Source organism: Actinomadura sp. NPDC048394 (assembly GCF_040651755.1).
Taxonomy (GTDB): domain Bacteria; phylum Actinomycetota; class Actinomycetes; order Streptosporangiales; family Streptosporangiaceae; genus Spirillospora; species Spirillospora montaniterrae.
Map to the genome: position 1 here is coordinate 1 of NZ_JBEZJL010000120.1, position 20,956 is coordinate 20,956.

The 20,956-nt window shown below is 72.1% G+C and carries 23 protein-coding genes; 12 read left to right on the forward strand and 11 right to left on the reverse strand.

Annotated features, from left to right (window positions below):
* Positions 1–453 precede the first annotated feature (453 nt).
* The 3 genes from AB0C78_RS47425 to AB0C78_RS47435 are packed head-to-tail and all read right to left on the reverse strand — an operon-like array spanning position 454 to position 2,079.
* Positions 454–645, reverse strand: a complete 192-nt coding sequence (locus AB0C78_RS47425) for a hypothetical protein (protein ID WP_360761645.1) — start codon at positions 643–645, stop codon at positions 454–456.
* Between the two features lie 9 nt (positions 646–654).
* Complete coding sequence (locus tag AB0C78_RS47430; protein WP_360761647.1) at positions 655–1,302, reverse strand: class E sortase; 648 nt, start codon at positions 1,300–1,302, stop codon at positions 655–657.
* A 21-nt stretch (positions 1,303–1,323) separates the two neighbouring features.
* Complete coding sequence (locus AB0C78_RS47435; protein ID WP_360761649.1) at positions 1,324–2,079, reverse strand: DUF881 domain-containing protein; 756 nt, start codon at positions 2,077–2,079, stop codon at positions 1,324–1,326.
* A 109-nt stretch (positions 2,080–2,188) separates the two neighbouring features.
* On the opposite strand from AB0C78_RS47435, the gene AB0C78_RS47440 reads away from it, so the two are divergent.
* The gene (locus AB0C78_RS47440; protein WP_151541695.1) at positions 2,189–2,446 is read left to right on the forward strand and encodes a cell division protein CrgA; all 258 of its coding nucleotides are present in this window, start codon (positions 2,189–2,191) and stop codon (positions 2,444–2,446) included.
* A gap of 205 nt (positions 2,447–2,651) precedes the next feature.
* On the opposite strand, the gene AB0C78_RS47445 is transcribed toward AB0C78_RS47440, so the two are convergent.
* Both AB0C78_RS47445 and AB0C78_RS47450 read right to left on the reverse strand, forming a co-directional pair.
* Positions 2,652–3,536: a rhomboid family intramembrane serine protease gene (locus AB0C78_RS47445; protein ID WP_360761651.1), complete on the reverse strand. Its 885-nt coding sequence runs from the start codon at positions 3,534–3,536 to the stop codon at positions 2,652–2,654.
* 61 nt (positions 3,537–3,597) lie between these two features.
* On the reverse strand, positions 3,598–4,125 hold the full coding sequence (locus tag AB0C78_RS47450; protein ID WP_360761653.1) for a peptidylprolyl isomerase: 528 nt from the start codon (positions 4,123–4,125) through the stop codon (positions 3,598–3,600).
* Positions 4,126–4,294: 169 nt separating this feature from the next.
* Here AB0C78_RS47450 and AB0C78_RS47455 point away from each other — a divergent pair, with 169 nt between their 5' ends.
* Complete coding sequence (locus tag AB0C78_RS47455) at positions 4,295–4,762, forward strand: hypothetical protein (RefSeq protein ID WP_151541698.1); 468 nt, start codon at positions 4,295–4,297, stop codon at positions 4,760–4,762.
* A gap of 156 nt (positions 4,763–4,918) precedes the next feature.
* Complete coding sequence (locus tag AB0C78_RS47460; RefSeq protein ID WP_151541699.1) at positions 4,919–5,695, forward strand: acyltransferase; 777 nt, start codon at positions 4,919–4,921, stop codon at positions 5,693–5,695.
* Between the two features lie 93 nt (positions 5,696–5,788).
* Here the strand turns inward: AB0C78_RS47460 and AB0C78_RS47465 are convergent, their stop codons facing one another.
* Positions 5,789–7,315: a DEAD/DEAH box helicase gene (locus tag AB0C78_RS47465; protein ID WP_360761681.1), complete on the reverse strand. Its 1,527-nt coding sequence runs from the start codon at positions 7,313–7,315 to the stop codon at positions 5,789–5,791.
* Between the two features lie 244 nt (positions 7,316–7,559).
* Positions 7,560–8,021: a rhodanese-like domain-containing protein gene (locus tag AB0C78_RS47470; RefSeq protein WP_360761655.1), complete on the reverse strand. Its 462-nt coding sequence runs from the start codon at positions 8,019–8,021 to the stop codon at positions 7,560–7,562.
* A gap of 120 nt (positions 8,022–8,141) precedes the next feature.
* On the opposite strand from AB0C78_RS47470, the gene AB0C78_RS47475 reads away from it, so the two are divergent.
* Together AB0C78_RS47475 and AB0C78_RS47480 are read left to right on the forward strand one after the other, a co-directional pair.
* On the forward strand, positions 8,142–9,125 hold the full coding sequence (locus AB0C78_RS47475; RefSeq protein ID WP_360761657.1) for a helix-turn-helix domain-containing protein: 984 nt from the start codon (positions 8,142–8,144) through the stop codon (positions 9,123–9,125).
* Positions 9,126–9,261: 136 nt separating this feature from the next.
* A complete protein-coding gene (locus AB0C78_RS47480; RefSeq protein WP_360761683.1) occupies positions 9,262–10,215 on the forward strand; it encodes a PrsW family glutamic-type intramembrane protease in 954 nt (317 codons plus the stop codon).
* Here AB0C78_RS47480 and AB0C78_RS47485 read toward each other — a convergent pair.
* On the reverse strand, positions 10,212–10,475 hold the full coding sequence (locus tag AB0C78_RS47485) for a hypothetical protein (protein ID WP_360761659.1): 264 nt from the start codon (positions 10,473–10,475) through the stop codon (positions 10,212–10,214). The two genes, AB0C78_RS47480 and AB0C78_RS47485, sit on opposite strands and share 4 nt — an antisense overlap.
* Positions 10,476–10,634: 159 nt before the next feature.
* Between AB0C78_RS47485 and AB0C78_RS47490 the strand changes: the two genes are divergently transcribed.
* The 5 genes from AB0C78_RS47490 (at position 10,635) to cydC (ending at position 17,581) form a co-directional block, all read left to right on the forward strand.
* Positions 10,635–11,501, forward strand: coding sequence for a serine protease (locus tag AB0C78_RS47490; RefSeq protein ID WP_360761661.1), 867 nt, complete (start codon positions 10,635–10,637; stop codon positions 11,499–11,501).
* A 176-nt stretch (positions 11,502–11,677) separates the two neighbouring features.
* Entirely contained in the window at positions 11,678–13,096 is a 1,419-nt protein-coding gene (locus tag AB0C78_RS47495) for a cytochrome ubiquinol oxidase subunit I (RefSeq protein ID WP_360761663.1), read from the forward strand.
* Positions 13,097–13,146: 50 nt separating this feature from the next.
* Positions 13,147–14,169 (forward strand): cytochrome d ubiquinol oxidase subunit II, encoded by a 1,023-nt coding sequence (cydB, locus tag AB0C78_RS47500; RefSeq protein ID WP_360761665.1) that lies wholly within the window; start codon positions 13,147–13,149, stop codon positions 14,167–14,169.
* Positions 14,166–15,815, forward strand: coding sequence for a thiol reductant ABC exporter subunit CydD (gene cydD, locus AB0C78_RS47505; protein ID WP_360761667.1), 1,650 nt, complete (start codon positions 14,166–14,168; stop codon positions 15,813–15,815). The genes cydB and cydD overlap by 4 nt, the downstream gene beginning before the upstream one ends.
* Positions 15,812–17,581 carry a thiol reductant ABC exporter subunit CydC gene (cydC, locus tag AB0C78_RS47510; protein ID WP_360761669.1) on the forward strand — a complete coding sequence of 590 codons (1,770 nt, stop codon included), beginning with the start codon at positions 15,812–15,814 and terminating at the stop codon, positions 17,579–17,581. The genes cydD and cydC overlap by 4 nt, the downstream gene beginning before the upstream one ends.
* On the opposite strand, the gene AB0C78_RS47515 is transcribed toward cydC, so the two are convergent.
* Positions 17,535–18,779, reverse strand: coding sequence for an MFS transporter (locus AB0C78_RS47515; RefSeq protein ID WP_360761671.1), 1,245 nt, complete (start codon positions 18,777–18,779; stop codon positions 17,535–17,537). The two genes, cydC and AB0C78_RS47515, sit on opposite strands and share 47 nt — an antisense overlap.
* 153 nt (positions 18,780–18,932) lie before the next feature.
* Positions 18,933–19,226, reverse strand: coding sequence for a hypothetical protein (locus tag AB0C78_RS47520; RefSeq protein ID WP_360761673.1), 294 nt, complete (start codon positions 19,224–19,226; stop codon positions 18,933–18,935).
* 191 nt (positions 19,227–19,417) lie between these two features.
* On the opposite strand from AB0C78_RS47520, the gene AB0C78_RS47525 reads away from it, so the two are divergent.
* Positions 19,418–19,921 (forward strand): anthrone oxygenase family protein, encoded by a 504-nt coding sequence (locus AB0C78_RS47525; protein WP_360761675.1) that lies wholly within the window; start codon positions 19,418–19,420, stop codon positions 19,919–19,921.
* 76 nt (positions 19,922–19,997) lie between these two features.
* Here AB0C78_RS47525 and AB0C78_RS47530 read toward each other — a convergent pair whose 3' ends face one another.
* Complete coding sequence (locus AB0C78_RS47530; RefSeq protein ID WP_360761677.1) at positions 19,998–20,354, reverse strand: nuclear transport factor 2 family protein; 357 nt, start codon at positions 20,352–20,354, stop codon at positions 19,998–20,000.
* 94 nt (positions 20,355–20,448) lie between these two features.
* Between AB0C78_RS47530 and AB0C78_RS47535 the strand changes: the two genes are divergently transcribed.
* On the forward strand, positions 20,449–20,907 hold the full coding sequence (locus AB0C78_RS47535; protein ID WP_360761679.1) for a GNAT family N-acetyltransferase: 459 nt from the start codon (positions 20,449–20,451) through the stop codon (positions 20,905–20,907).
* Positions 20,908–20,956 lie beyond the last annotated feature (49 nt).

Genomic DNA, 20,956 nt, shown 5'->3' on the forward strand with positions numbered 1-20,956 from the left:
GCCCGCCCCCTGCGGGGGGGCGGGCCCTTCAACGTCCAAGCGAACCCAGGGTGGCGAGCGAAGCGAGCCCACCCGCACCCGCGCAACAAGACCAGCAAGCAGGCGACCCACCGCAGAGCAGCAGATGATCGTCAGTAAGCCAGGGATGCGGCGACCGCCAGGTTGCGATCGCGTGCGAAGCCAGATTCGAGCGAAGCGAGAATCTGATCGCGCAGCGAGGCCCCCAGGGCCGAGCCGGAGCGATGCAGCGATCGCCCGCAGGGCCCGCCGAAGGAAGGCGCCCCAGCGCCTGACGCCAAGGGCCCTGCAATAAATACGAGGGCTTCCGCCACTCGGGGGCAATGGCGGAAGCCCTCGATAGGTCTTCGTGTGGGGCGTCTCAGGCGTTACGGGTTTCAACCGAATTTTTCTCACGAATCCGGCAGGCGCCTCGCGGGGCGGCGAAAGCGCAGGTCAGCCGGGTTTGGTCGTGCTGGTGGGGGTGGGGGTCCCGTCGACGACGCCGTGGTCGATCTGGACCTTGGGTTCGATCCAGGGGAACACGCCCCACCAGAGGACGGCGGCGAGGGCGGCGACGAGGGCGAGGGCGATGCCGGTCTTGGCGGGCCAGGTGCCGGGGAGATGGCGCCAGATCCAGGCGTACACGGGTGTCTCCTACCTTCCGGCGGCGGACGGGGCGCCGGGCGCGGCGCGGGGCACGGTGGACGCGAGCTCCCCGAAGATGATCATCCGTTTGGCGGCGGAGTACTTCGGGTGGCAGGTGGTGAGGGTGATCGTCCGGCCGGTGGGCCTGCGGCCGGGGTGGAAGGGGACGGGTGCGGTGACGTCGACCTCGGTGGGCTTGACGATCCGGCGGTCGGTGACCTTGTAGACGTACTGGTCGTCGCGGGTGTCGATGAGGATCTCGTCGCCGCGGTCGAGTTCGCCGAGCTTGTTGAAGGGGGCGGAGTAGGTGGTCCGGTGGCCGGAGACGACGAAGTTGCCGACCTGGCCGGGGAGGGCGGTGCCGGGGTAGTGGCCGGGTCCCTTGCGCAGGTCGGAGACGCTGACGCCCTCGATGATCACGTAGTGGTACGTCTTGCCGAACTTCGGGATGCGGATCATGGCGAGGCCGTTGCCGAGCCTGACCTTCTCGGTGGTGACCTTGGGCGCCTGCCAGGCTCTCATGAGCTGCTTGCCGAGCCTGTCCTGCTGGCCGCTGGTGTACTGGCCGGTGCCCCACAGCTCGTAGGTGACGAACAGCATCACGATGACGCCCGCGGTGATGCACAGCTCGCCGAGCCCACGGATGATCAACCGCACGCCGCGTCCCCCTCCCGAGGTTCAGTGGGCGCCCGGTGGCGCCTCCGTCGGCACCGTAGCGTGCTTCATGGTCACGTTGGCGGTGTAGGCGGGAAGCTTGGCGCGGGCGAGGGTGTGCACGGAGTAGCCGAGGCCGTAGGCGCGGACGTACTTGCGGTAGATCGCGATGTCGCGGGACGCGGCGAGGGCGGCGCGGAGGCGGGCGGGGTCGCCGGCGGCGGTGATCCGGAACGGCGGCGAGTACACGACGCCCTGGAGGATGAGGGTGTTGCCGACGCACCGGACGGCGCTGGTGGCGATCACGCGCTGGTCCATGATCTGCATGGCGCGGGCGCCGCCGGCCCAGAGCGCGTTCACGACGGCCTGGACGTCGCTCTGGTGGACGACGAGGTCGTCGGGGCGGACGCCGGTGGGGAGGCCGCCGGCCGGCTGCGGCGCGTCGTCCAGGGACACCCGGACGGCGGGGCCGGTGTAGGGGGTGAAGCCGGCGGCGGGGGCGAGCCGGTCGGCGTCGCCCTGGGCCTGCTTGACGCGGGCGTCGGTGCGTCCGGCGGCGCGGGAGAGGGCGTCGACGTCGCGGCGGAGCCGCCGGTAGCCGTCGCGTTCGCGGCGGTTGGCGCGCTGCTCGTCGCCGATGAGGTCGGTGACGCGGGTGCGGCCCTCGTCGCGCAGGCTGGTGCCGCGGGCCGTGCTCGCGCTCGCCGCGAACAGGGTCCCCGCGAGGAGCGTCAGAGCTGGGATGATGCTTCCCCACGCCGAACGCCGTACCCTCATCATCCAGAACTGCTCATCAGACAGTGCTCACCAGCGACTACGCTAACCGACAAACCACCCATGCGCGGTCCGGCGCTCCGGCCGCCGGGCGCTCGAGGAGAACGATCCCACCGTGGCCAAGTCCAAAGTGCGCAAGAAGGCCGTTTACACGCCCCCGCAGAAGTCGAAGGCGCCGGAGGTCAGCCCGCGCTGGCTGGTCCCGACGATGGTCGCGCTGTGGCTGATCGGACTGGCCTGGATCGCGGTCTTCTACGTGACGGCCAGCACCGGCACGAACGTGCCGTTCATGTCCGACCTGCACAACTGGAACCTGGGGATCGGCTTCGTGGCGATCATCCTGGGCGTGGTGCTGTCGACCCGCTGGCGCTGATCCGGTCGGGATACCCGCTTTCGCGGCGCACCAATCCACGAAAGTTATCCACAGGCTGGGGATCCCTGGCCCCGCCTTTCCCCAGGTTTTCCACAGGCCGGGTACCGAACGGTCTTCGAAGGCCGGGAGCCGTCCACGGAAGAGCCGCCCGCACCCCCGAGGGGCACGGGCGGCTTCCGCGCGCCCGGAGATCGTCCCGCGGCCCTCAGGTCAGTGCGAGCGTCTTTGCCGTCACCAGGGCCGCCAGGGCCACGAGCGTGACGACCGGCATCCCGAGGTGGAACAGCCGCCGCTGCGCCGCCGGCGCGTACGCGTACGCCAGCGCGATCAGCGCGCCGACGACGAGCCCGCCGACGTGCCCCTCCCAGGAGATCCCCTTCACCGAGAAGGTGATCACCAGGTTGATCACCAGCAGGAACACGATCGGGCCGGCGGGCGCGCCCAGCCGGCGGCCGATCACGAAGTACGCCCCGAACAGGCCGAAGATGGCCCCGGACGCCCCCACCGCCGCGCCGCTCGGGTCGACCAGGTACAGCAGCACCGAGCCGCCGAGCCCCGACAGCAGGTACAGCGCCAGGTAGCGCCACCGGCCGAGGACCTGCTCCAGCGCCGGTCCCACCGCGTACAGCGCCCACATGTTGAACAGGATGTGGGTGAAGCCCAGCGACCCCCCGCGCTCGTGCAGGAACATCGTCGTGACCAGCCGGTACCACTGCCCCCCGGCGACCCCGATGACCTCCCCGTCCGGCTGCACCCACCGGCCCAGCATCATGAAGTCGGTGACGACCCGCGTCGACGCCAGCTCGGCCAGGTACACCGCGATGCACAGGCCGATCAGCGAGTACGTGACGACCGGCATCGCCGACACCGGACCGCGCGCGCCCAGCGCCGTTCGCGGGGCGGCACTGCGCGCGCCGCGGTTGCCGTCGGCGACGCACTCGACGCACTGGTGCCCGACCGCCGCGTCCCGCATGCACTCCGGGCAGATGTAGCGGTCGCACCGCGTGCAGCGGACATAGCTCTCCCGCCCCGGGTGCCGGTAGCAGGTCGGCACCGAGGTCTCGGGCGCGGGACTTTGTTCTGTGCTCATCCGGTCTCCGTCGGGCCGTCGCCGGATATCGGCCGGCGCTGGGTCTCACCCAGGGAAACGACTAACGCCGCTCGATCGTCACCGATTCGATGACGACGTCGTTCACCGGGCGGTCCTGCCGGCCGGTCGGCACGTTGCTGATCGCGTCGACGACGTCGGTGCCCTCGATGACCTTGCCGAAGATGGTGTGCCGGCCGGTCAGGTGCTGCACCTGCCCGATGTTGTCGGTGGTGATGAAGAACTGCGAGCCGTTGGTGCCGGGCCCGGCGTTCGCCATCGCCAGCAGGTACGGCTTGTTGAACTTCAGGTCCGGGTGGAACTCGTCCTTGAACTTGTAGCCGGGGCCGCCGGTGCCGGTGCCCAGCGGGTCCCCGCCCTGGATCATGAAGCCGGGGATGACGCGGTGGAAGATCGTCCCGTTGTACAGCGGCGCCTCGGACTTCGCCCCGGTGCTCGGGTCGGTCCAGACGCGCTTGCCCTCCGCCAGCTCGGTGAAGTTCGCCACCGTCTCCGGCGCCTGCTCCGGGTACAGCTGGATCACGATCTTGCCGAGCGACGTGGTGAGCGTCGCGAAGGTCTCGTTGGCCACGCTGGCCGCCTCCTCGTGAAGTGGATCTGTGTGCGTTGCCTCGGGTCCCGGCCAGGCCCGGACCCGTCACGGTGCGTGATCGGTCGATCGCGCGCGACGGGTTTACCTTCCGGCACTCGGGAAGGCTGCCTGACAGGACCTCGCAAACAGGGAGGTTAGCGTGTCCCTAATGATTAGTATCCGCCGGAAGCCGCAGGACGAGATGCTCACGCGGCTCAGCCGCGTCCAGGAAGCGGCCCGCCAGGGCGCCGGACGCGCCCAGGAGGGCGCGTCCGCCATGGCGGAGCGGATGATGCCGGCCGCCCAGGACCAGCTGATGGTCGTGCGCGGCTGGAGCGCGCCGCGGCTGCGGATGGCCGCGCGGTACGTGGAGACCGGGCTCGCCCCGCGGGTGAGCGCGTTCCTCGGCGACGTCGCCCAGCGGGTGGAGCCGCCGAAGGCCAAGCCGCGGCGCGGCGCCATGATGGCGATGATGGGCATGGTGGCGGCCGCCGGGATGGCCGGCATCGTGCTGACCAAGCGCGACGCCATGCGCGACATGGCCGGAGGTTCCGGGGAGCACGGGGAGGCCGTGTCGGCCGACTCGATGACCGTCTCCGGTTCCGACGTCGACGGGCAGGTGCACTCGCCGCACTGACCGTCCGCGCCGTCCGCGCGAACGCGGGGCCCGTGCCGCTCGCCGGCCGGGCCCCGCGTCCTGCGGTGCCCGGGGTCCCGCCTGCGCCCCCCGCCTGCGCGGCGTCCTCGCGGGCTCGCGTTCCGCCGGTTGCTACCAACCGGTACGGTGAACGCCATGTCGCCGAATCCGCGCTCCATGGCGCAGCGTCTGGCCGGCCGGGCCAGGGACCGGGCCCGCCGCGGGCTGCACACGGCGGTGCACGCCGGCTGGCAGTGGATCCAGCGGCACGGCGAGATCACCCCGCACACGCCGGGCCGGCGCCGCTTCGCCTACCTCGGCGAGGGTGCCTGCATCGGCTTCCCGGTCGGCGCGATCTACGGCGAGCCGTGGATCTCGATCGGCGACCACACGCTCGTCGGCACGCACGTGACGATCTCGGCGGGCTTCGTCCCGGGCCTGGACCTCGGCCCGGACGTCATCGTGAAGATCGGCTCGAGCTGCTCGCTCGGCCGCGGCACGCACATCGTCGGGCACCAGTCCATCGAGATCGGCAACGACGTCTTCACGGGCCCGAACGTCTACATCACCGACCAGAACCACACCTACGGCGACGTCGCGATGCCGATCGGCCGGCAGTGGCCGGAGAACAACCCGGTGGTCATCGGCGACGGCTGCTGGATCGGCACCGGCGCGATCATCCTGCCGGGCACCCGGCTCGGCCGGAACGTCGCCGTCGCGGGCGGCGCGGTCGTCCGCGGCGAGTTCCCCGACCACGCGGTCATCGGCGGCGTCCCCGCCAAGGTGCTGCGCAGCTACGACGCGGAGAACGGCTGGCAGCCGCCGCTGCGCAACAGCCCGCTGATGTCGCTGGACGAGCTCGCCGCCCTCTCCGTGGACGGCCTGGAAGGCCTCCAGCTCCTCCAGGACAAGCTCCGCGAAGAAGCCGGCTGACACGAGCCCGCGCACCACAGCCTGCGCACCACAGCCTGCGCACGGAGAAGCCCCCGTCCTCGGCGGACGGGGGCTTCTGCGCGTTCGGGTCGGTCAGTTGTAGCGGGCGGCGCGGCGGTCTCCGCCGTCGCGGCGCTTGCCGCCGCCGCCGTAGGAGCGGCGGTTGCCGTGCGGGCCGCTCCCGGACCGGGGGCCGCCGCCGCGGCGCTCGCCACCGGCGTACGAGCCGCGGTGCTCGCCGTAGCCGCCGCCCTCGCGGCGCGGCTCGTACGAGCCCTCGCCGCGGCCCTCGGAGCGCTGCCCGCCGTCCTGCCGGTCGAACGAGCGCCCGCCGCGGCCGCCGCCGAAGCCGCGCCCGCCGCGGCGCCCGCCGCCCGGACGGCCCCGGCCGCCCTCGCGGCGCGGCCGCTCCGGGATCAGCGGCTCCTCGATCGGAATGCCCGACGGGACGCGCGCCCCGGTCAGCTTCACGAGCTCGGAGTCGCCGCTGCTCACCCGGACGCGCGGCGCGTTGATGCCAGCGCGGCGGGTCATCGCGGACGTGGACCGGACCTGGTGCGGCAGGACGAGCGTGACGACGGTGCCGCGCTCGCCGGCGCGGGCGGTGCGGCCCGCGCGGTGCATGTAGTCCTTGTGGTCGGCGGGCGGGTCGACGTGCATGACGAGCGACACGTCGTCGACGTGGATGCCGCGGGCGGCGACGTCCGTGGCGACCAGCACGCTGATCGAGCCCTCGCGGAACTCGGCGAGCGTGCGGGTGCGCAGGCCCTGGCTCTTGCCGCCGTGCAGGCCCGCCGCGCGGACGCCGACCTGGGTGAGCTGCTTGGCGAGCCGGTCGACGCCGTGCTTGGTGCGGGCGAACAGGATCGTCCGGCCCTCGCGGTTGGCGATCTCGGCGGTGATGGCGCCCTTGTCCTTGGGGGCCACCAGCAGCAGGTGGTGCTCCATCGTGTCGACGGACTCGTCGACCGGGCCGATCGCGTGCGTCACCGGGTCGTCCAGGTACCGCTTGACGAGGACGTCGACGTCCTTGTCGAGGGTCGCGGAGAACAGCAGCCGCTGCCCCCCGGGCTTGGCGGCGTCCAGGATGTCGGTGACGTCGGGCAGGAAGCCCATGTCGGCCATGTGGTCGGCCTCGTCCAGCACCGCGATCTCGATGTCGGACAGGTCGCAGGCGCCCTGCCGCATCAGGTCCTTGAGGCGGCCCGGGGTCGCGACGAGGACCTCGACGCCGCGGCGCAGCGCGTCGATCTGCTTGAACATCGACGTCTGGCCGATGACGGTCTTGAACTTCAGCCCGAGGCCGCGGCCGAGCGGCTCGAGGTTGGTCTGCACCTGCTGGGCGAGCTCGCGGGTCGGCACGAGGATGAGCGCGAGCGGGCGCTTCGGCGCGGCGCGGCGGCCCGACAGGCGGGCCAGCAGCGGCAGGCCGAAGGCGAGGGTCTTGCCGGAGCCCGTCTTACCGCGGCCGAGGACGTCGCGTCCCGCCATGACGTCGGGGATCGCGGCGGCCTGGATCGGGAACGGGGCCTCGATGCCCTGGCGGGCCAGGGCGGACACCAGCGCGGCCGGAAGGCCGAGCTCGGCGAAGGTGGGAACCCGCTCGTCGCCCTCGGTCACGCCCTCGGGCGCGGCCGGCAGGTCGGCGGACGGGTTCTGAGCAGCAGCAGCTGTGGTCACGCATTACCTTCCGAGAGGGGGGCACGTCTCGGGAGGCACCACGGTGTGATCGCCGGGTCGCGATCGGTGGGCTACAAGGACGAGCCTGGCGCCATCGGGGCGCCGAAGAATGATTCGTAGAGTCTAACGTCGGCCGGGTGCCTCCTTATGCCCCGTCCCGGGCGGAACATTCGCACCGAGCGGCTCAGCATGCGCAGGAGATGCCCGTGACGGGCGCCGTGAGGGGGTCCGGGGCGCGGCGGGTGACGGCACCGAAGCCGGTCGCGACGGGGTATCCCTCGCGCGCCCAGTACTCGAACCCGCCGATCATCTCCTTGACGGGAAGGCCGAGCTCCGCGAACGCCAGCGCGGCCTTCTGCGCGCCGTTGCAGCCGGGTCCCCAGCAGTAGACGACCACGGTCGCGCCCTCAGGGACCAACGCGGCGGCGCGCGCCGCGATTTCCGCGGTCGGCAGGTGAACGGCGCCGTCCACGTGGCCCTGCGCCCAGCTCTCGGCGCTGCGGCTGTCGACGACGACGATGCCGGGCGTCCCGGCGGCGAGGTCGGCGGCCACGTCGGAGGCGTCGGTCTCGAAGGCGAGGCGGGCGGCGAAGTGCCGGCGCGCCTCGTCGGGGCGGGCGGGGGGTACGGCGTTGACGGCGCTCATCGGCGGCTCCTTCTCCGTGCTGTTTTCCGTGCTGTCTCTTCTCCGTGTTGCCTCGATCCTCGCGTCCGAGGCGATGCGTCCGGGAGTGGCACGAATGCCGGATACCGATAACATCGCGCCATGGACGTCGCCGCCCCCGCCCGCCGGCACACCGTGTCGGTGCTGGTGTTCGACGGCATGGCGCCGTTCGAGCTCGGCTCCGTCGTCGAGGTGTTCGGCCTGCCCCGCCCCGAGCTCGACGTCCCCTGGTACGACCTGCGGGTCTGCTCGCGGGAGCGCGGGCCGATGCGCGCCGTCGGCGGGTTCGCGGTGACCGCGGAGCACGGCCTCGACGCGTTCGCGTCCGCCGACACGGTGATCGTCGTCGCCGTCCCGGACGTCCGCGGCGACCCGCCGGCCGAGGTCGTCGCGGCGCTGCGGGCCGCGCACGCGCGCGGCGCCCGCGTCGTGTCGATCTGCTCCGGCGCGTTCGCGCTGGCCGCCGCCGGGCTCCTCGACGGCCGCGAGGCCACGACGCACTGGCGGTACGCCGACCTGCTGCAACGCCGCTACCCGGACGTCCGCGTGACCCCGGACGTGCTGTACGTCGACGGCGACGACGTGCTCACCGGCGCGGGCAGCGCCGCCGGGCTCGACATGTGCCTGCACCTCGTCCGCAAGGACCACGGCGCCCGCGTCGCCAACGCGGTCGCGCGCCGCCTGGTGATCCCGCCGCACCGGGAGGGCGGGCAGGCGCAGTTCGTCGAGGCCGCCGTCACCCCGCCCGCCGCGGACGACGCCGTCGCCCGCGCCATGCGGTGGGCGCTCGACCACCTCGCCGAGCCGATCACCGTCGCGCGGATGGCGCGGGAGGCGCACCTCGCGCCGCGCACCTTCATCCGGCATTTCAACCGGCAGACCGGGACAAGCCCGCTGCGCTGGGTCGTCACCCAGCGGATCATGGCCGCGCTGCCGCTGCTGGAGGACGGCACCGTGCCGATCGAGGAGATCGGCGCGGCGGTCGGCTTCGAGAGCCCGGTGACCTTCCGGCACCATTTCGGGCGCGCGATGCGCACGTCGCCGTCCGCCTACCGCCGCACGTTCCGCGCCACCGCCGCGTCCTGAGGCGTGCGCGGCGCCGGTGCCCCTTTGAGGGCGCGCATGAGGCGCGCATGAGGCGCGTATGAGGATCGCCACCTTCCGGTTCACCGCCGGCGACGCCGGGTAACGAGTCGTCGCGGAAGGAGACGATGTGCGACCGATGACCGGCACGGCGCGAGCGACGGCGACCACGACGGGGCGGCCGAAGCCCTGGCTGCGGATGTTCTGGGCGGGGCTCGCGCTGTGGGCCGCGTCCGTCCTGGTGACCGTGGTCACCGCGAACGCGAACCTGCTGCCGACGATCGTGCTGCTGGGCAGCTTCCTCGTCCCGGTGACGTTCGTCGTGTGGGCCTACGAGCACGGGACGTCCGGTGAGGTCACCGTCCCGCTGCTGTTCCGCGCGTTCGTCGTCGGCGGCGTCCTCGGCGTGTTGGGTGCGTCACTGCTGGAGCGGTACCTGCTGCACCCGTCGTTGTTCCGCTACTTCGGCGTCGGGTTCATCGAGGAGGCCGTGAAGGCCGCGGCGCTGCTCTTCGTCGCACGGCACCTCCGCGCGCGCACACTGCGGGACGGTCTCGTCCTCGGCGCCGCCGTCGGGTTCGGGTTCGCCGCGTTCGAGTCGGCCGGGTACGCGTTCAACGCGCTGTTCACCGTGCACGGCATCAGCGTCCGCTCGATGGTCGAGACGGAGATCCTGCGGGGCCTGCTGTCGCCGCTGGGCCACGGGCTGTGGACGGCGATCGCCGGGGGCGCGCTGTTCGCCGCGTCCCGCACGCACTGGCGCGTCACCGGGCCGGTCGTGCTGGCGTACGCCGGCGTGTCCGTCCTGCACGGGCTGTGGGACTCGATGCACGGCCTCGCGATCGCCCTGACCCTCTACCTGACCGGGACGCCCTGGCAGTTCCAGCTGCTGGACCACGGCTACCTGCCGCGCGCCACCGGCGCGCAGGACCACCTCATCACGATCCTGAACTGGACGGGCCTCGCCGTCGTCTCGGCCGTCGCGCTGCTGTGGCTGAACGCGCTGACGGACCGGTCGCGCGAGCGGCCGCGCCCGCCCACGGCCCGTCCCGAGGACTACCTGGAGTCCGGCTACCCGAAGCCGGGCCGCTAGTGGCGGACGACCGGGGCCTGCCGGTCGATCTCGCGGCCGATCACGAGGACCATCGCGTCGAACGCGTCCGCCCCGTACCGGGCGTGGACGGCGGGGTAGACGTTCTTGCGGGCCGCCTCCTTGAGCATCCAGCTCAGCTCCGCGTACGGCACCGGCCGTCCCGCCGCCAGCTCGTCGTGCGCCTGCCGGCTGACCCGGAGCAGCTCCGGGTGCGCGGCGGACTCGGACAGGATCATGCGCGTGGCGTCCCTCAGGTCCATGCGCGCGAGTCTAGGCGCGCGGGTTCGCGAGCGGAGCACGGGTTCGCGAGCGGGGCGGCGTCCGCGCGGGCCGGACGGTTTGGCACTTCTTGTCCCTTCCTGGGCGCCGGGGTCCTGGTTAGCATCGCGCTGCCCGCTCAACGGAGAGGACCCCCCGCCATGCACAGGCGCCTCCTCGGCGTGCTCGCCGCCGCCTTCCTCGGCACGGCGACGCTGACCGCCGCCGCGTCCACCGCGTCCGCCGCTCCCGCTCCCCCCACACCCGCACCCGCCACGACGGCCGTCGACTTCACCGGCATCGTCGCGCTCAGCAACTGCTCCGGCTCCCTCGTCCGCACCCCGGGCGCCGCCGACGCCGATCCCGCGCTCGTGCTGACCAACGGGCACTGCTACGAGGGCGGCATGCCGAGCGCCGGACAGGTCATCACCAACCGGGCGTCCAGCCGGACGTTCACGCTCCTGAACTCCAGCGGGCAAGGAACGCTCGGCACCCTGCGCGCGACGCGGATGCTGTACTCCACGATGACCGACACCGACGTCACCCTCTACAAGCTGAACACCACCTACGCCGCGATCCGGCAGAGGTACGGCACGCCCGCCCTGCAGCTGTCGCTCGACCATCCGGCGGCCGGCACCGACCTGCGCGTCGTCTCCGGTTACTGGCGCCGGATGTACTCGTGCGGCCTCGACGGGTTCGCCTACCGGCTCCGCGAGGACCAGTGGACCTGGAAAGACTCGGTCCGCTACACGTCCGCGTGCGACGTCATCGGCGGCACCTCCGGATCCCCGGTGATCGACGCGGGCTCCGGCAAGGTCATCGCGATCAACAACACCATCAACGAGAACGGCGAGCGCTGCACGCTCGACAACCCGTGCGAGGTGGACGAGTCGGGCAACGTCACGGTGCGCCCGCACATCGGCTACGCGCAGGAGACGTACGGCCTCGCCGCCTGCATCGCGCCGGGCAGCGTCCTGGACTTCGGCCGGTCCGGCTGCACCGTCCCGCACGCCCGCCAGGCCCGGTGACCCGCCGCTGACCTTCTGCTCTACGAGCCCGCGGCCTCGGCGGAGGCCGCGGGCTCGACGTCTGCGCGCGCCCGTGTGAGCGACATTACGACGACCTGTAGTACTACAGGCCGTAGTATTTCCCACAGGACGTAGTACTACAGCTTATAGTAGATGAGCCGGAGAGGCGCGCGCCCATGGACTCGGTCGACATCGCACGGTGGCAGTTCGGGATCACCACCGTCTACCACTTCCTGTTCGTCCCGCTCACGATCGGGCTGTCCGCGCTCGTCGCGGGCCTGGAGACGGCGTGGCTGCGCACCGGCGGGACGCGCTACCTGCGGGCGACCAAGTTCTGGGGCAAGCTCTTCCTGATCAACTTCGCGATGGGCATCGTCACCGGCATCGTGCAGGAGTTCCAGTTCGGCATGAACTGGAGCGACTACTCCCGCTTCGTCGGCGACATCTTCGGCGCCCCGCTCGCCATCGAGGGCCTCCTCGCGTTCTTCGTCGAGTCGACCTTCCTCGGCCTGTGGATCTTCGGCTGGGACAAGCTCAACGCCAGGCTGCACAACGCCTGCATCTGGCTCGTCCACATCGGCACCCTGCTGTCGGCGTACTTCATCCTCGCCGCCAACTCCTGGATGCAGCACCCCGTCGGCTACCGCGTCGACCACGCGACCGGACGCGCCCGCCTCACCGACTTCTGGGCCGTCCTCACCAACTCCACGCAGCTCGTCTCGTTCCCGCACACCATCACCGCGGCGTTCGTCACCGGCGGCCTGTTCATGGCGGGCGTCAGCGCCTGGCACCTCGCCCGCCGCAAGAACATCGAGGTCTTCCGCCCGTCACTGAAGGTCGCGCTCGCCGTCACCGCCGTCGCGTCGATCGGCGTCGCCATCACCGGGGACCTCCAGGGCAAGGTCATGACCGAGCAGCAGCCGATGAAGATGGCCGCCGCCGAGGCCCTCTACGAGACCGAGCAGCCCGCGTCGTTCTCCGTCCTCACGATCGGCACGCCGGACGGCCACAAGGAGGTCTTCGGGATCAAGGTGCCGCGCGTGCTGTCGTTCCTCGCCACCGGCAGCTTCGACGGCGAGGTCAAGGGGATCAACGACGTCCAGGCCGCCGAGGAGGCCCGGTTCGGGCCCGGCAACTACCGGCCCGTCGTCCCCGTCGCGTACTGGAACTTCCGCGTCATGGTCGGGGTCGGGATGCTCACCGCGCTCGTCTCGCTCGCCGGGCTGTGGCTGCTGCGGCGCGGACGGCTGCCGTCCAGCCCCTGGGTGTACCGGATCGGCGTGCTGTCGCTGACGCTGCCCTTCATCGGCAACTCCGCCGGCTGGATCTTCACCGAGACCGGACGGCAGCCCTGGTCGGTGTTCGGCGTGCTGAAGACGTCCGCGAGCGTCTCGCCCGGGGTGTCGCCGACGTCGATGCTCATCTCCGTCGCGTCGCTGACCGCGCTGTACGGCGTCCTGCTCGTGATCGAGGTCGGGCTGATGCTCCGGTACGCCAAGGCCGGGCCGCCCACCGAGGACGAGGTGCTGCCCCCGCCCCCGTCCGACGACGACTCCGACGAGGACGCCGAGCGCGCGCTCGCGTTCGCCTACTGAGCTCGCCTACTGAGTTCGCCTACTGAGTTCGCTACCGAGGGAGCCCGGCCATGGAACTCACCACCGTCTGGTTCGTCATCATCGCCTTCCTGTGGACGAGCTACTTCTTCCTGGAGGGATTCGACTTCGGCGTCGGGATGCTGCTGCCCGTCCTCGGCCGCGACGACGTCGAGCGCCGCGTCGTCATCAACACCATCGGGCCCGTCTGGGACGGCAACGAGGTGTGGTTCATCGTCGCCGGCGCCGCCACGTTCGCCGCGTTCCCCGAGTGGTACGCCACCCTGTTCAGCGGCTTCTACCTGCCGCTGCTCGCGATCCTGCTCGCGCTGATCCTGCGCGGCGTCGCGTTCGAGTACCGCGGCAAGCGCGACGACGCGCGGTGGCGCGCCCGCTGGGACCGGGCGATCTTCTGGGGCAGCCTCGTGCCCGCGTTCCTGTGGGGCGTCGCGTTCTCCAACATCGTCCGGGGCGTGCCGCTGGACGCCTCGCACGACTACGCGGGCACGCTGCTCGACCTGCTCAACCCGTACGCGCTGCTCGGCGGGCTCGCGACGACGGCCCTGTTCGTCCTGCACGGCGCGGTGTTCCTGGCGCTGAAGACGTCCGGCGAGATCCGGTTCCGGGCGCGGCGCGTCGCCGGCATCGCGGTGGTGGGCGCGATCGCCGCCGGCGGGAGCTTCCTGCTGATCACGCAGCTCCAGCACGGCAAGCCGGTGACCTGGCTGACCGCCGGGGGCGCCGCCGCCGGGCTGCTCGTCGCCGCCGTCGCGAACCGGCGCGGGCGCGAGGGCTGGGCGTTCGTCGGCACCGGCGCCGCCATCGTGCTCGCCGTCGCCACCCTGTTCACCGCGCTGTTCCCGGACGTCCTGCCCTCGACGCTCGCCTCCGGCGGCCTGACCACCGGCAACGCCGCGTCCAGCGACTACACCCTGAAGATCATGACCTGGGTGGCCGCCGCGTTCACCCCGATCGTGATGATCTACCAGGGGTGGACGTACTGGGTGTTCCGCAAGCGGATCGGCACCGCGCACATCCCCGCGGCGCCGAAGAAGAAGCCGGAGCCGGTGCGGTGAAGCCCCTCGACCCGCGGTTGCTGCGCTACGCCCGGACGACCCGGATCTTCCTGCTGGCGTCCGTGGCGCTCGGCACCGCCACCGCCGCACTGATCATCGCGCAGGCGACGCTGCTCGCCGACATGCTCACCCGCGCCTTCCTCGGCGGCGCCTCGCTCCGCGACCTGCGCACCCCGATGCTGCTCCTGCTCGGCGTCGTCCTCGGCCGGGCGCTGGTCGCCTGGCTGCAGGAGGTCGCGGCGCACCGCTCGTCCGCCGCGGTGAAGTCGCAGCTGCGCGGCCGGCTGCTCGCCCACGCGATGGCGCTCGGGCCGCGCTGGCTGTCCGGCGAGCGCAGCGGCGAGCTCGCCGCCCTCGCCACCCGCGGCGTCGACGCGCTCGACGACTACTTCTCCCGCTACCTGCCGCAGCTCGTCCTCGCGGTGATCGTCCCGGCGGCCGTCGGGTTCCGGATCCTGCTCGGCGACTGGCCGTCCGCCGTCACGATCGCCGCGACGCTGCCGCTCATCCCCGTGTTCGCGATCCTCGTCGGGCTCACCACGCAGCGGAAGATGGACCGGCAGTGGCGGACGCTGTCCGTCCTCGCCGCGCACTTCCTCGACGTCGTCGCCGGCCTGCCCACGCTGAAGATCTTCGGCCGGGCGCGGGCGCAGGCGGACCGGATCCGCGAGGTCACCGACCGGCACCGGCGCGCGACCATGGCGACGCTGCGGGTCGCGTTCCTGTCCGCGCTCGTGCTGGAGCTGCTGTCGACGCTGTCGGTCGCGCTCGTCGCCGTGTCGATCGGGCTGCGGCTCGTCGACGGCGGGCTCGGGCTGGAGACGGCGCTGCTCGTCCTGGTCCTGGCGCCGGAGGCGTACCTGCCGCTGCGGCAGGTCGGCGCGCAGTACCACGCGAGCGTCGAGGGCCTCACCGCCGCGTCGCGGATCTTCGAGGTGCTGGAGACGCCGCTGCCCGCCACCGGGACCCGATCGGACGTTCCGGACCTTTCCCGCGCGACCCTCCGGCTGGACGGGGTCACGGTGACCTACCCGCGGGGCCCCGCGTTGGAGGACTTCTCGCTGACCGTCCACCCCGGCGAGACGGTCGCGCTGGTCGGGCCGAGCGGCGCCGGGAAGTCGACCGTGCTGTCGGTGCTGCTCGGGTTCGTCCGGCCGGACGCGGGCCGCGTCCTCGCCGACTGGGACGACCTCGGCGACTTCGCCCCGGACGCCTGGCGCGAGCGGATCGCGTGGGTCCCGCAGCGCCCCTACCTGTTCGCCGGGACGGTCGCCGACAACATCCGCCTCGGCCGCCCGGACGCGCCGGACGCCGACGTGCGGGCCGCCGCCGAGGCCGCGAACGCGCTGGAGTTCGTCTCCGCCCTGCCCGCGGGCTCCGACACGGTGCTCGGCGACCGGGGCGCCGGCCTGTCGGCGGGCCAGCGCCAGCGCATCGCCCTCGCCCGCGCGTTCCTCCGCGACGCGCCGCTCCTGCTCCTCGACGAACCCACCTCCAACCTCGACGGCGAAAGCGAGGCCGCGGTGATCGACGCCGTCGAACGGCTCAGGACCGGCCGGACCGTCCTGCTCGTCGCGCACCGCCCGGCCCTGGCCGCCCTGGCCGACCGCGTCGTCGCCGTCGAACCCGTGGCGGTGGCGGCATGATCCTCCGCCTCATCCGGCTCGCCCGGCCCGCGCGCGCACGGCTGCTGCTCGCCGTCCTGTTCGGCGTCCTCGCCCTCGGCAGCGGCGTCGGCCTCATGGCGACGTCCGCATGGCTCATCTCCCGCGCCGCGCAGCACCCGCCCGTGCTGATGCTGATGGTCGCGATCGTGGCCGTCCGTGCGTTCGGCCTAGGGCGCGGCGTGTTCCGCTACGCCGAACGTCTCGTCGGCCATGACGCGACGTTCCGCATCCTGGCCGACCTGCGCGCGCGCGTGTACGAACGGCTGGAACGGCTCGCGCCCGGCGGACTTCCCGCATTCCGTGGCGGCGACCTGCTGAACCGCCTCGTCGCCGACGTCGACGCCGTCCAGGACCTCTTCCTCCGCGTGCTCCTGCCCTGCACGGTCGCCGCGGTCGTCGGCGGCGCGTCCGTCGGGCTCGCGTGGGCGCTGCTGCCATCGGCGGGCGTCATCCTGTTGCTCGCGCTGCTGGTGGCCGGGGTCGTCGCGCCGTGGCTGTCGTCCGCGATGGCGCGGCGGGCCGAACGCCGGACCACTGACCTGCGCGGCGAACTCACGTCCCACGTCGTCGACACCCTCCAGGGCGCCCCCGAGCTCATCGCCTACGGCGCCGCGCCCGCGCAGCTCGCCGAGGCCGCCCGGCTGGACAGCGACTTCACCCGCGCCTCCGCGCGCTCCGCCGCGTCCACCGGGCTCGGCGCGGCCGTCTCCGCCCTCGCCGGCGGGCTGGCCGTGTGGGGCGGCCTCGCCGTCGGGGTGCCCGCCGTCCGGTCGGGCGCGCTCGACGGGGTGCTGCTCGCGGTGATCGTCCTGCTGCCGCTCGCCGCGTTCGAGGTCGTCGCCGGCCTGCCCGTCGCCGCGCAGTACCTGGAACGGGTCCGCCGCTCGGCCGCGCGGATCTTCGCCGTCCTCGACGCTCCCGTGCCGGTCGAGGACCCGGCCGCGCCGTCGCCGCTCCCCGCCGCGCCCTACACGCTCGAGATCCAGAACCTCCGGGCGCGCTGGACGCCCACCGGCCCCGACGCCCTCGACGGCATCTCCCTGAACCTCGCGCCCGGCCGCCGCTGCGCGATCGTCGGACCGTCCGGCTCCGGCAAGACGACCCTGACCTCCGTCCTGCTCCGGTTCCTGGAACCCGCGTCCGGAACGGTGTCCCTCAACGGCACCGACCTGCGCGCGCTGACCGGCGACGACGTCCGGACCGTCATCGGCCTGTGCGCCCAGGACGCGCACCTGTTCGACTCCACGATCGGGGAGAACGTCCGGCTGGCCCGCCCCGCCGCCGCCGACGCCGAGATCCGCGACGCCCTCCGCCGCGCCCGCCTCCTCGACTGGGTCGACGCGCTGCCCCGCGGCCTCGACACCCGCGTCGGCGAGCACGGCGCGCAGGTGTCCGGCGGGCAGCGCCAGCGCATCGCCCTCGCCCGCGCCCTCCTCGCCGGCTTCCCGATCCTGCTGCTCGACGAGCCCGCCGAGCACCTCGACACCGCGACCGCCGACGAGCTCACCGCCGACCTCCTCACCGCCACCGAAGGCCGCACCACCCTGCTCGTCACCCACCGCCTCACCGGCCTGGACGCCGTCGACGAGATCATCGTCCTGTCCGGCGGGCGCGTCGCGGACCGCGGCACCCACGCCGACCTGGTCTCCCGTCCCGGCCTCTACCGCACCCTCTGGCGGCGCGAGACCGAGAACCCGGTCATCCCGCGACGCGGACCCCGGCCTCGGGAGACGCCTCTCCCGTGACCTCGGACGGCTCCCGGCGCCACGGCAGGAACGCGCACGCCCCGATGAGCAGCACCCCCGCCACCGCGATCGCCGGCCGCACACCCACGAACCCGCCCAGAACACCCCACACCGCCGTGAGCACGGCGATCGCGGTGCGCGAACTGACCGTCCACGCGGTCACCATCCGGGCCACCTTCCCGGCCTCGGCCAGCTCCAGCCGCCGCGTGGCGTAGATCGGGTTGAACACCCCCATGCAGGTGATGATCCCCAGCTCCATCGCCATCACCAGCAGCAGCGCGCCGAGCCCCGTCCCGACGAACGCGAGCCCGACCAGCCACAACGCCCGCCCGACCCCGAACACCAGCATGATCGTCCGCCGCCCGAACCGCTTGACGAGCGGCCGCGACGCCCGCGCGCCCGCGATCCCGCCGAGGCACGGCACGCCGAACGCCAGCCCGTACTCCAGCGGCGAGAACCCCAGGTCGTGCAGCATCAGATAGGTCAGCAGCGGAGCCGTCGCCATGATCAGCGACCCGGTGAGCACGCTGTTGGCGAACAGCAGCCGCAGCTCCCGCTCCGCCGCGATCACCCGCCACCCCTCGCCGATCTCCGCCCACCGCGACGCGCCCGCCGTCCGCACCGGCGGCTCCGCCTCCGGCGCCGCGATCCTCCCGATCCCCAGCGCCGACAGCACGTAGCTGACCGCGTCCAGCAGCACCGTCACCACCGGCCCCAGCACCCCGATCAGCGCCCCGCCCGCCGGCGGCCCGACCGCCGTCGACATCCACTGCACCGTCTCGAACCTGCCGTTGGCCTCCATCAGATGCCGCTGCGGCACCAGCTCCTTCAGATGCGCCCCGCTCGCCCCCCGGAACACGATGTCCGCCAGCGCGACGACCACCGCCACCACGAGCAGATGCACGTACGTCAACGCCCCGAAGGCGTACGCCGCCGGCACCGTCACCAGCACCGCGGACCGCACCAGATCCGCCCGGACCATCAACCGCCGCTTGTACTGGAACTCAATCCACGGCCCCAGCGGCACCGCCAGCAGCGCCGCCGCCGTCCCGCTCGCCGCCGCGATCATCGACACCCGCGCGGGCCCCACATGCAGCGCCAGCACCGCGATCAGCGGGAACGCGTCCAAGGCCAGCCACGTCCCCAGCGAGCTGACCGCGTACGCACGCCACAACCACGCGAAATCCCGTCCGAGCACGGCGCCCCCTTCTCCGCCGCCGATCCAACACCCGCCGCCACCGCCCCCACAAACAACCGCCCGACCCGACCCACAACCCGCAGTTGTGCCCTTGCGCTCCAGGTAGGGCACTTCTTCCGCAACAAGCGCGTCCCCGCCGTCGTCCCGGACGCCTCACCGACCGGCTGACGCCCCCAGCAACGGCCCTACGACCTCATAAAGGCACTCGGCCACCTCGGGCCGTTCACGAAGCGCGTCCTCCAGAAGGGCGCGCCAGCACCCCGCCTCTTTGTAATAGACGTCGCCGCGCTCCAACCGCAGACGCGTCTCCACCAACCGCACCTCGTACCCCTCCCCGAGGCACCGGCCGATCTCCCCGCACAACCACCAGCACAGATCGCTGCCCGCCGCCGACACCAGCACCCGCGCGGCATCGAACGCGACCCGCTGCGGACTGACGCCACCCACACCCCGAAGCTACGTTCGCCCCTTCCCCCTGTCGACCGCACCACCACCCGAAACCCCGCCCCGAACCGACCCGTAATGGGCCTGGACGCTCGCATATGGGGTCGAGCTTCTCAACGATGTTGGACGGCCGCGCCGCCCGGTTGACTCAAGGGCATCACGGAAACCGCACCGCCCGACACTAGGAGAAGCTGATGAAGTTCTCTTTCGCGGCCGCCTCGGCCACACTCTCGATCATCATGGCGGCCGGAATGGCCGGGACGTTCTTCGGCTTCTCCACCGGCGTCATGCCGGGACTGAACGGCTCGAAGCCGGCCTCGGCGATCGACGCCATGCAGACCATCAACCAGCGCATCCAGAACCCGCTGTTCGTCGGCATGTTCATGCTGCTGCCGGTGTTCGCCGCGGTCGCCGGCGTGCTGCTGATGACCAGGGACCAGAAGGCCGCCGGCATCCTTTTCCTGGCCGCGGCCGGCGTCTACGTCCTCGGCGCCCTGTTCCCCAGCTTCGCCGTCAACATCCCGATGAACAACGACCTGGACGGCGTGCACATCCCCAAGCACGCCGCCGACGCGGCCCGGATCTGGCAGGACTACTCCGGCCGCTGGACCGCCTGGAACACCGTCCGCACCGTCTTCAGCTGGATCAGCCTCCTGGCCATGGGCGCCGGCGCCTACCTGTGGGGCAAGAACAGCTGACCCCGAAACTCGCGGCCCGCGCTCCTCACCGAGCGCGGGCCGCACTCATTTCCCGACCACTCATTGCTTGTGGCACTTATCGCTGCGCCTGCTCGTAGAACGCTCGCACTCGTACGGCCAGCCCGTGCTCATCCAGCTCGACCACGTCCAGCACACGGTTACCGTTCTCGCGCCGATACAACAGGGCGTAGCCATCCGGGCTGGTCAACAACGCCTCCTCGGTGAACCGCAGATCCGGCGCGAGCTCCAGCCCCCGCTCGAAATGGCGACGCAACTCCGCCTTGCCCTGCAACCGGCCGTCCGCACGGCCCCAGCGGCTCACGACCGTCGACGCCGCGAAGTCGACGTCAGCGGAGTAGCACGCCATGATCGCGTCCAGATCGCGGGCTTCCCAACCCGCCAACCACTGATCCACATGCCCTTGCGCATCCATACCGCTCACTATCCCGACGAGCCCCCCGCCCGCGCGAAGGAATAACTGCGACCCTCTAAGGCGGAGATGACCCCACGGTCTAGGGTGGCTCCGCGTGACGGAAGTAGTGATTCGCTATGGGCGGGACGACGAGCTCCAGGCCGTCCTCGACTTCTGGAAGCTCGCCGGTGAAGGGACGGATCGGCGCGACTCGCCCCAGGGGTATTCGGCGCTGATCGACAGGGACCCGCAAGCCCTGCTGGTCGCGGAGATCGATGGACGGATGGTCGGCACGCTCATCGCCGGCTGGGACGGCTGGCGAGCGCACCTCTACCGGCTCGCGGTGCATCCCGACCACCGGCGGCAGGGCATCGCGCGAAAGCTGATCGAGCGGGCCGAGCTGCGCTTCCGCGAGTTCGGGGCGTTCCGGGCCGACGCCATGGTCCTGGACGACAACGAGCAGGCGCATCACGCTTGGCGCGCCGCGGGCTACCACCGACAGCCCCAATGGGGCCGCTGGGTAAAGCCGCTAACCTCGCGCTTTCATGGCGGATTGATTCCGGCTGGTCGTTGACATGAGAAAAGTGCTCCTGAACTGGGAGGATAGGGCTTGCTGAAGGTCC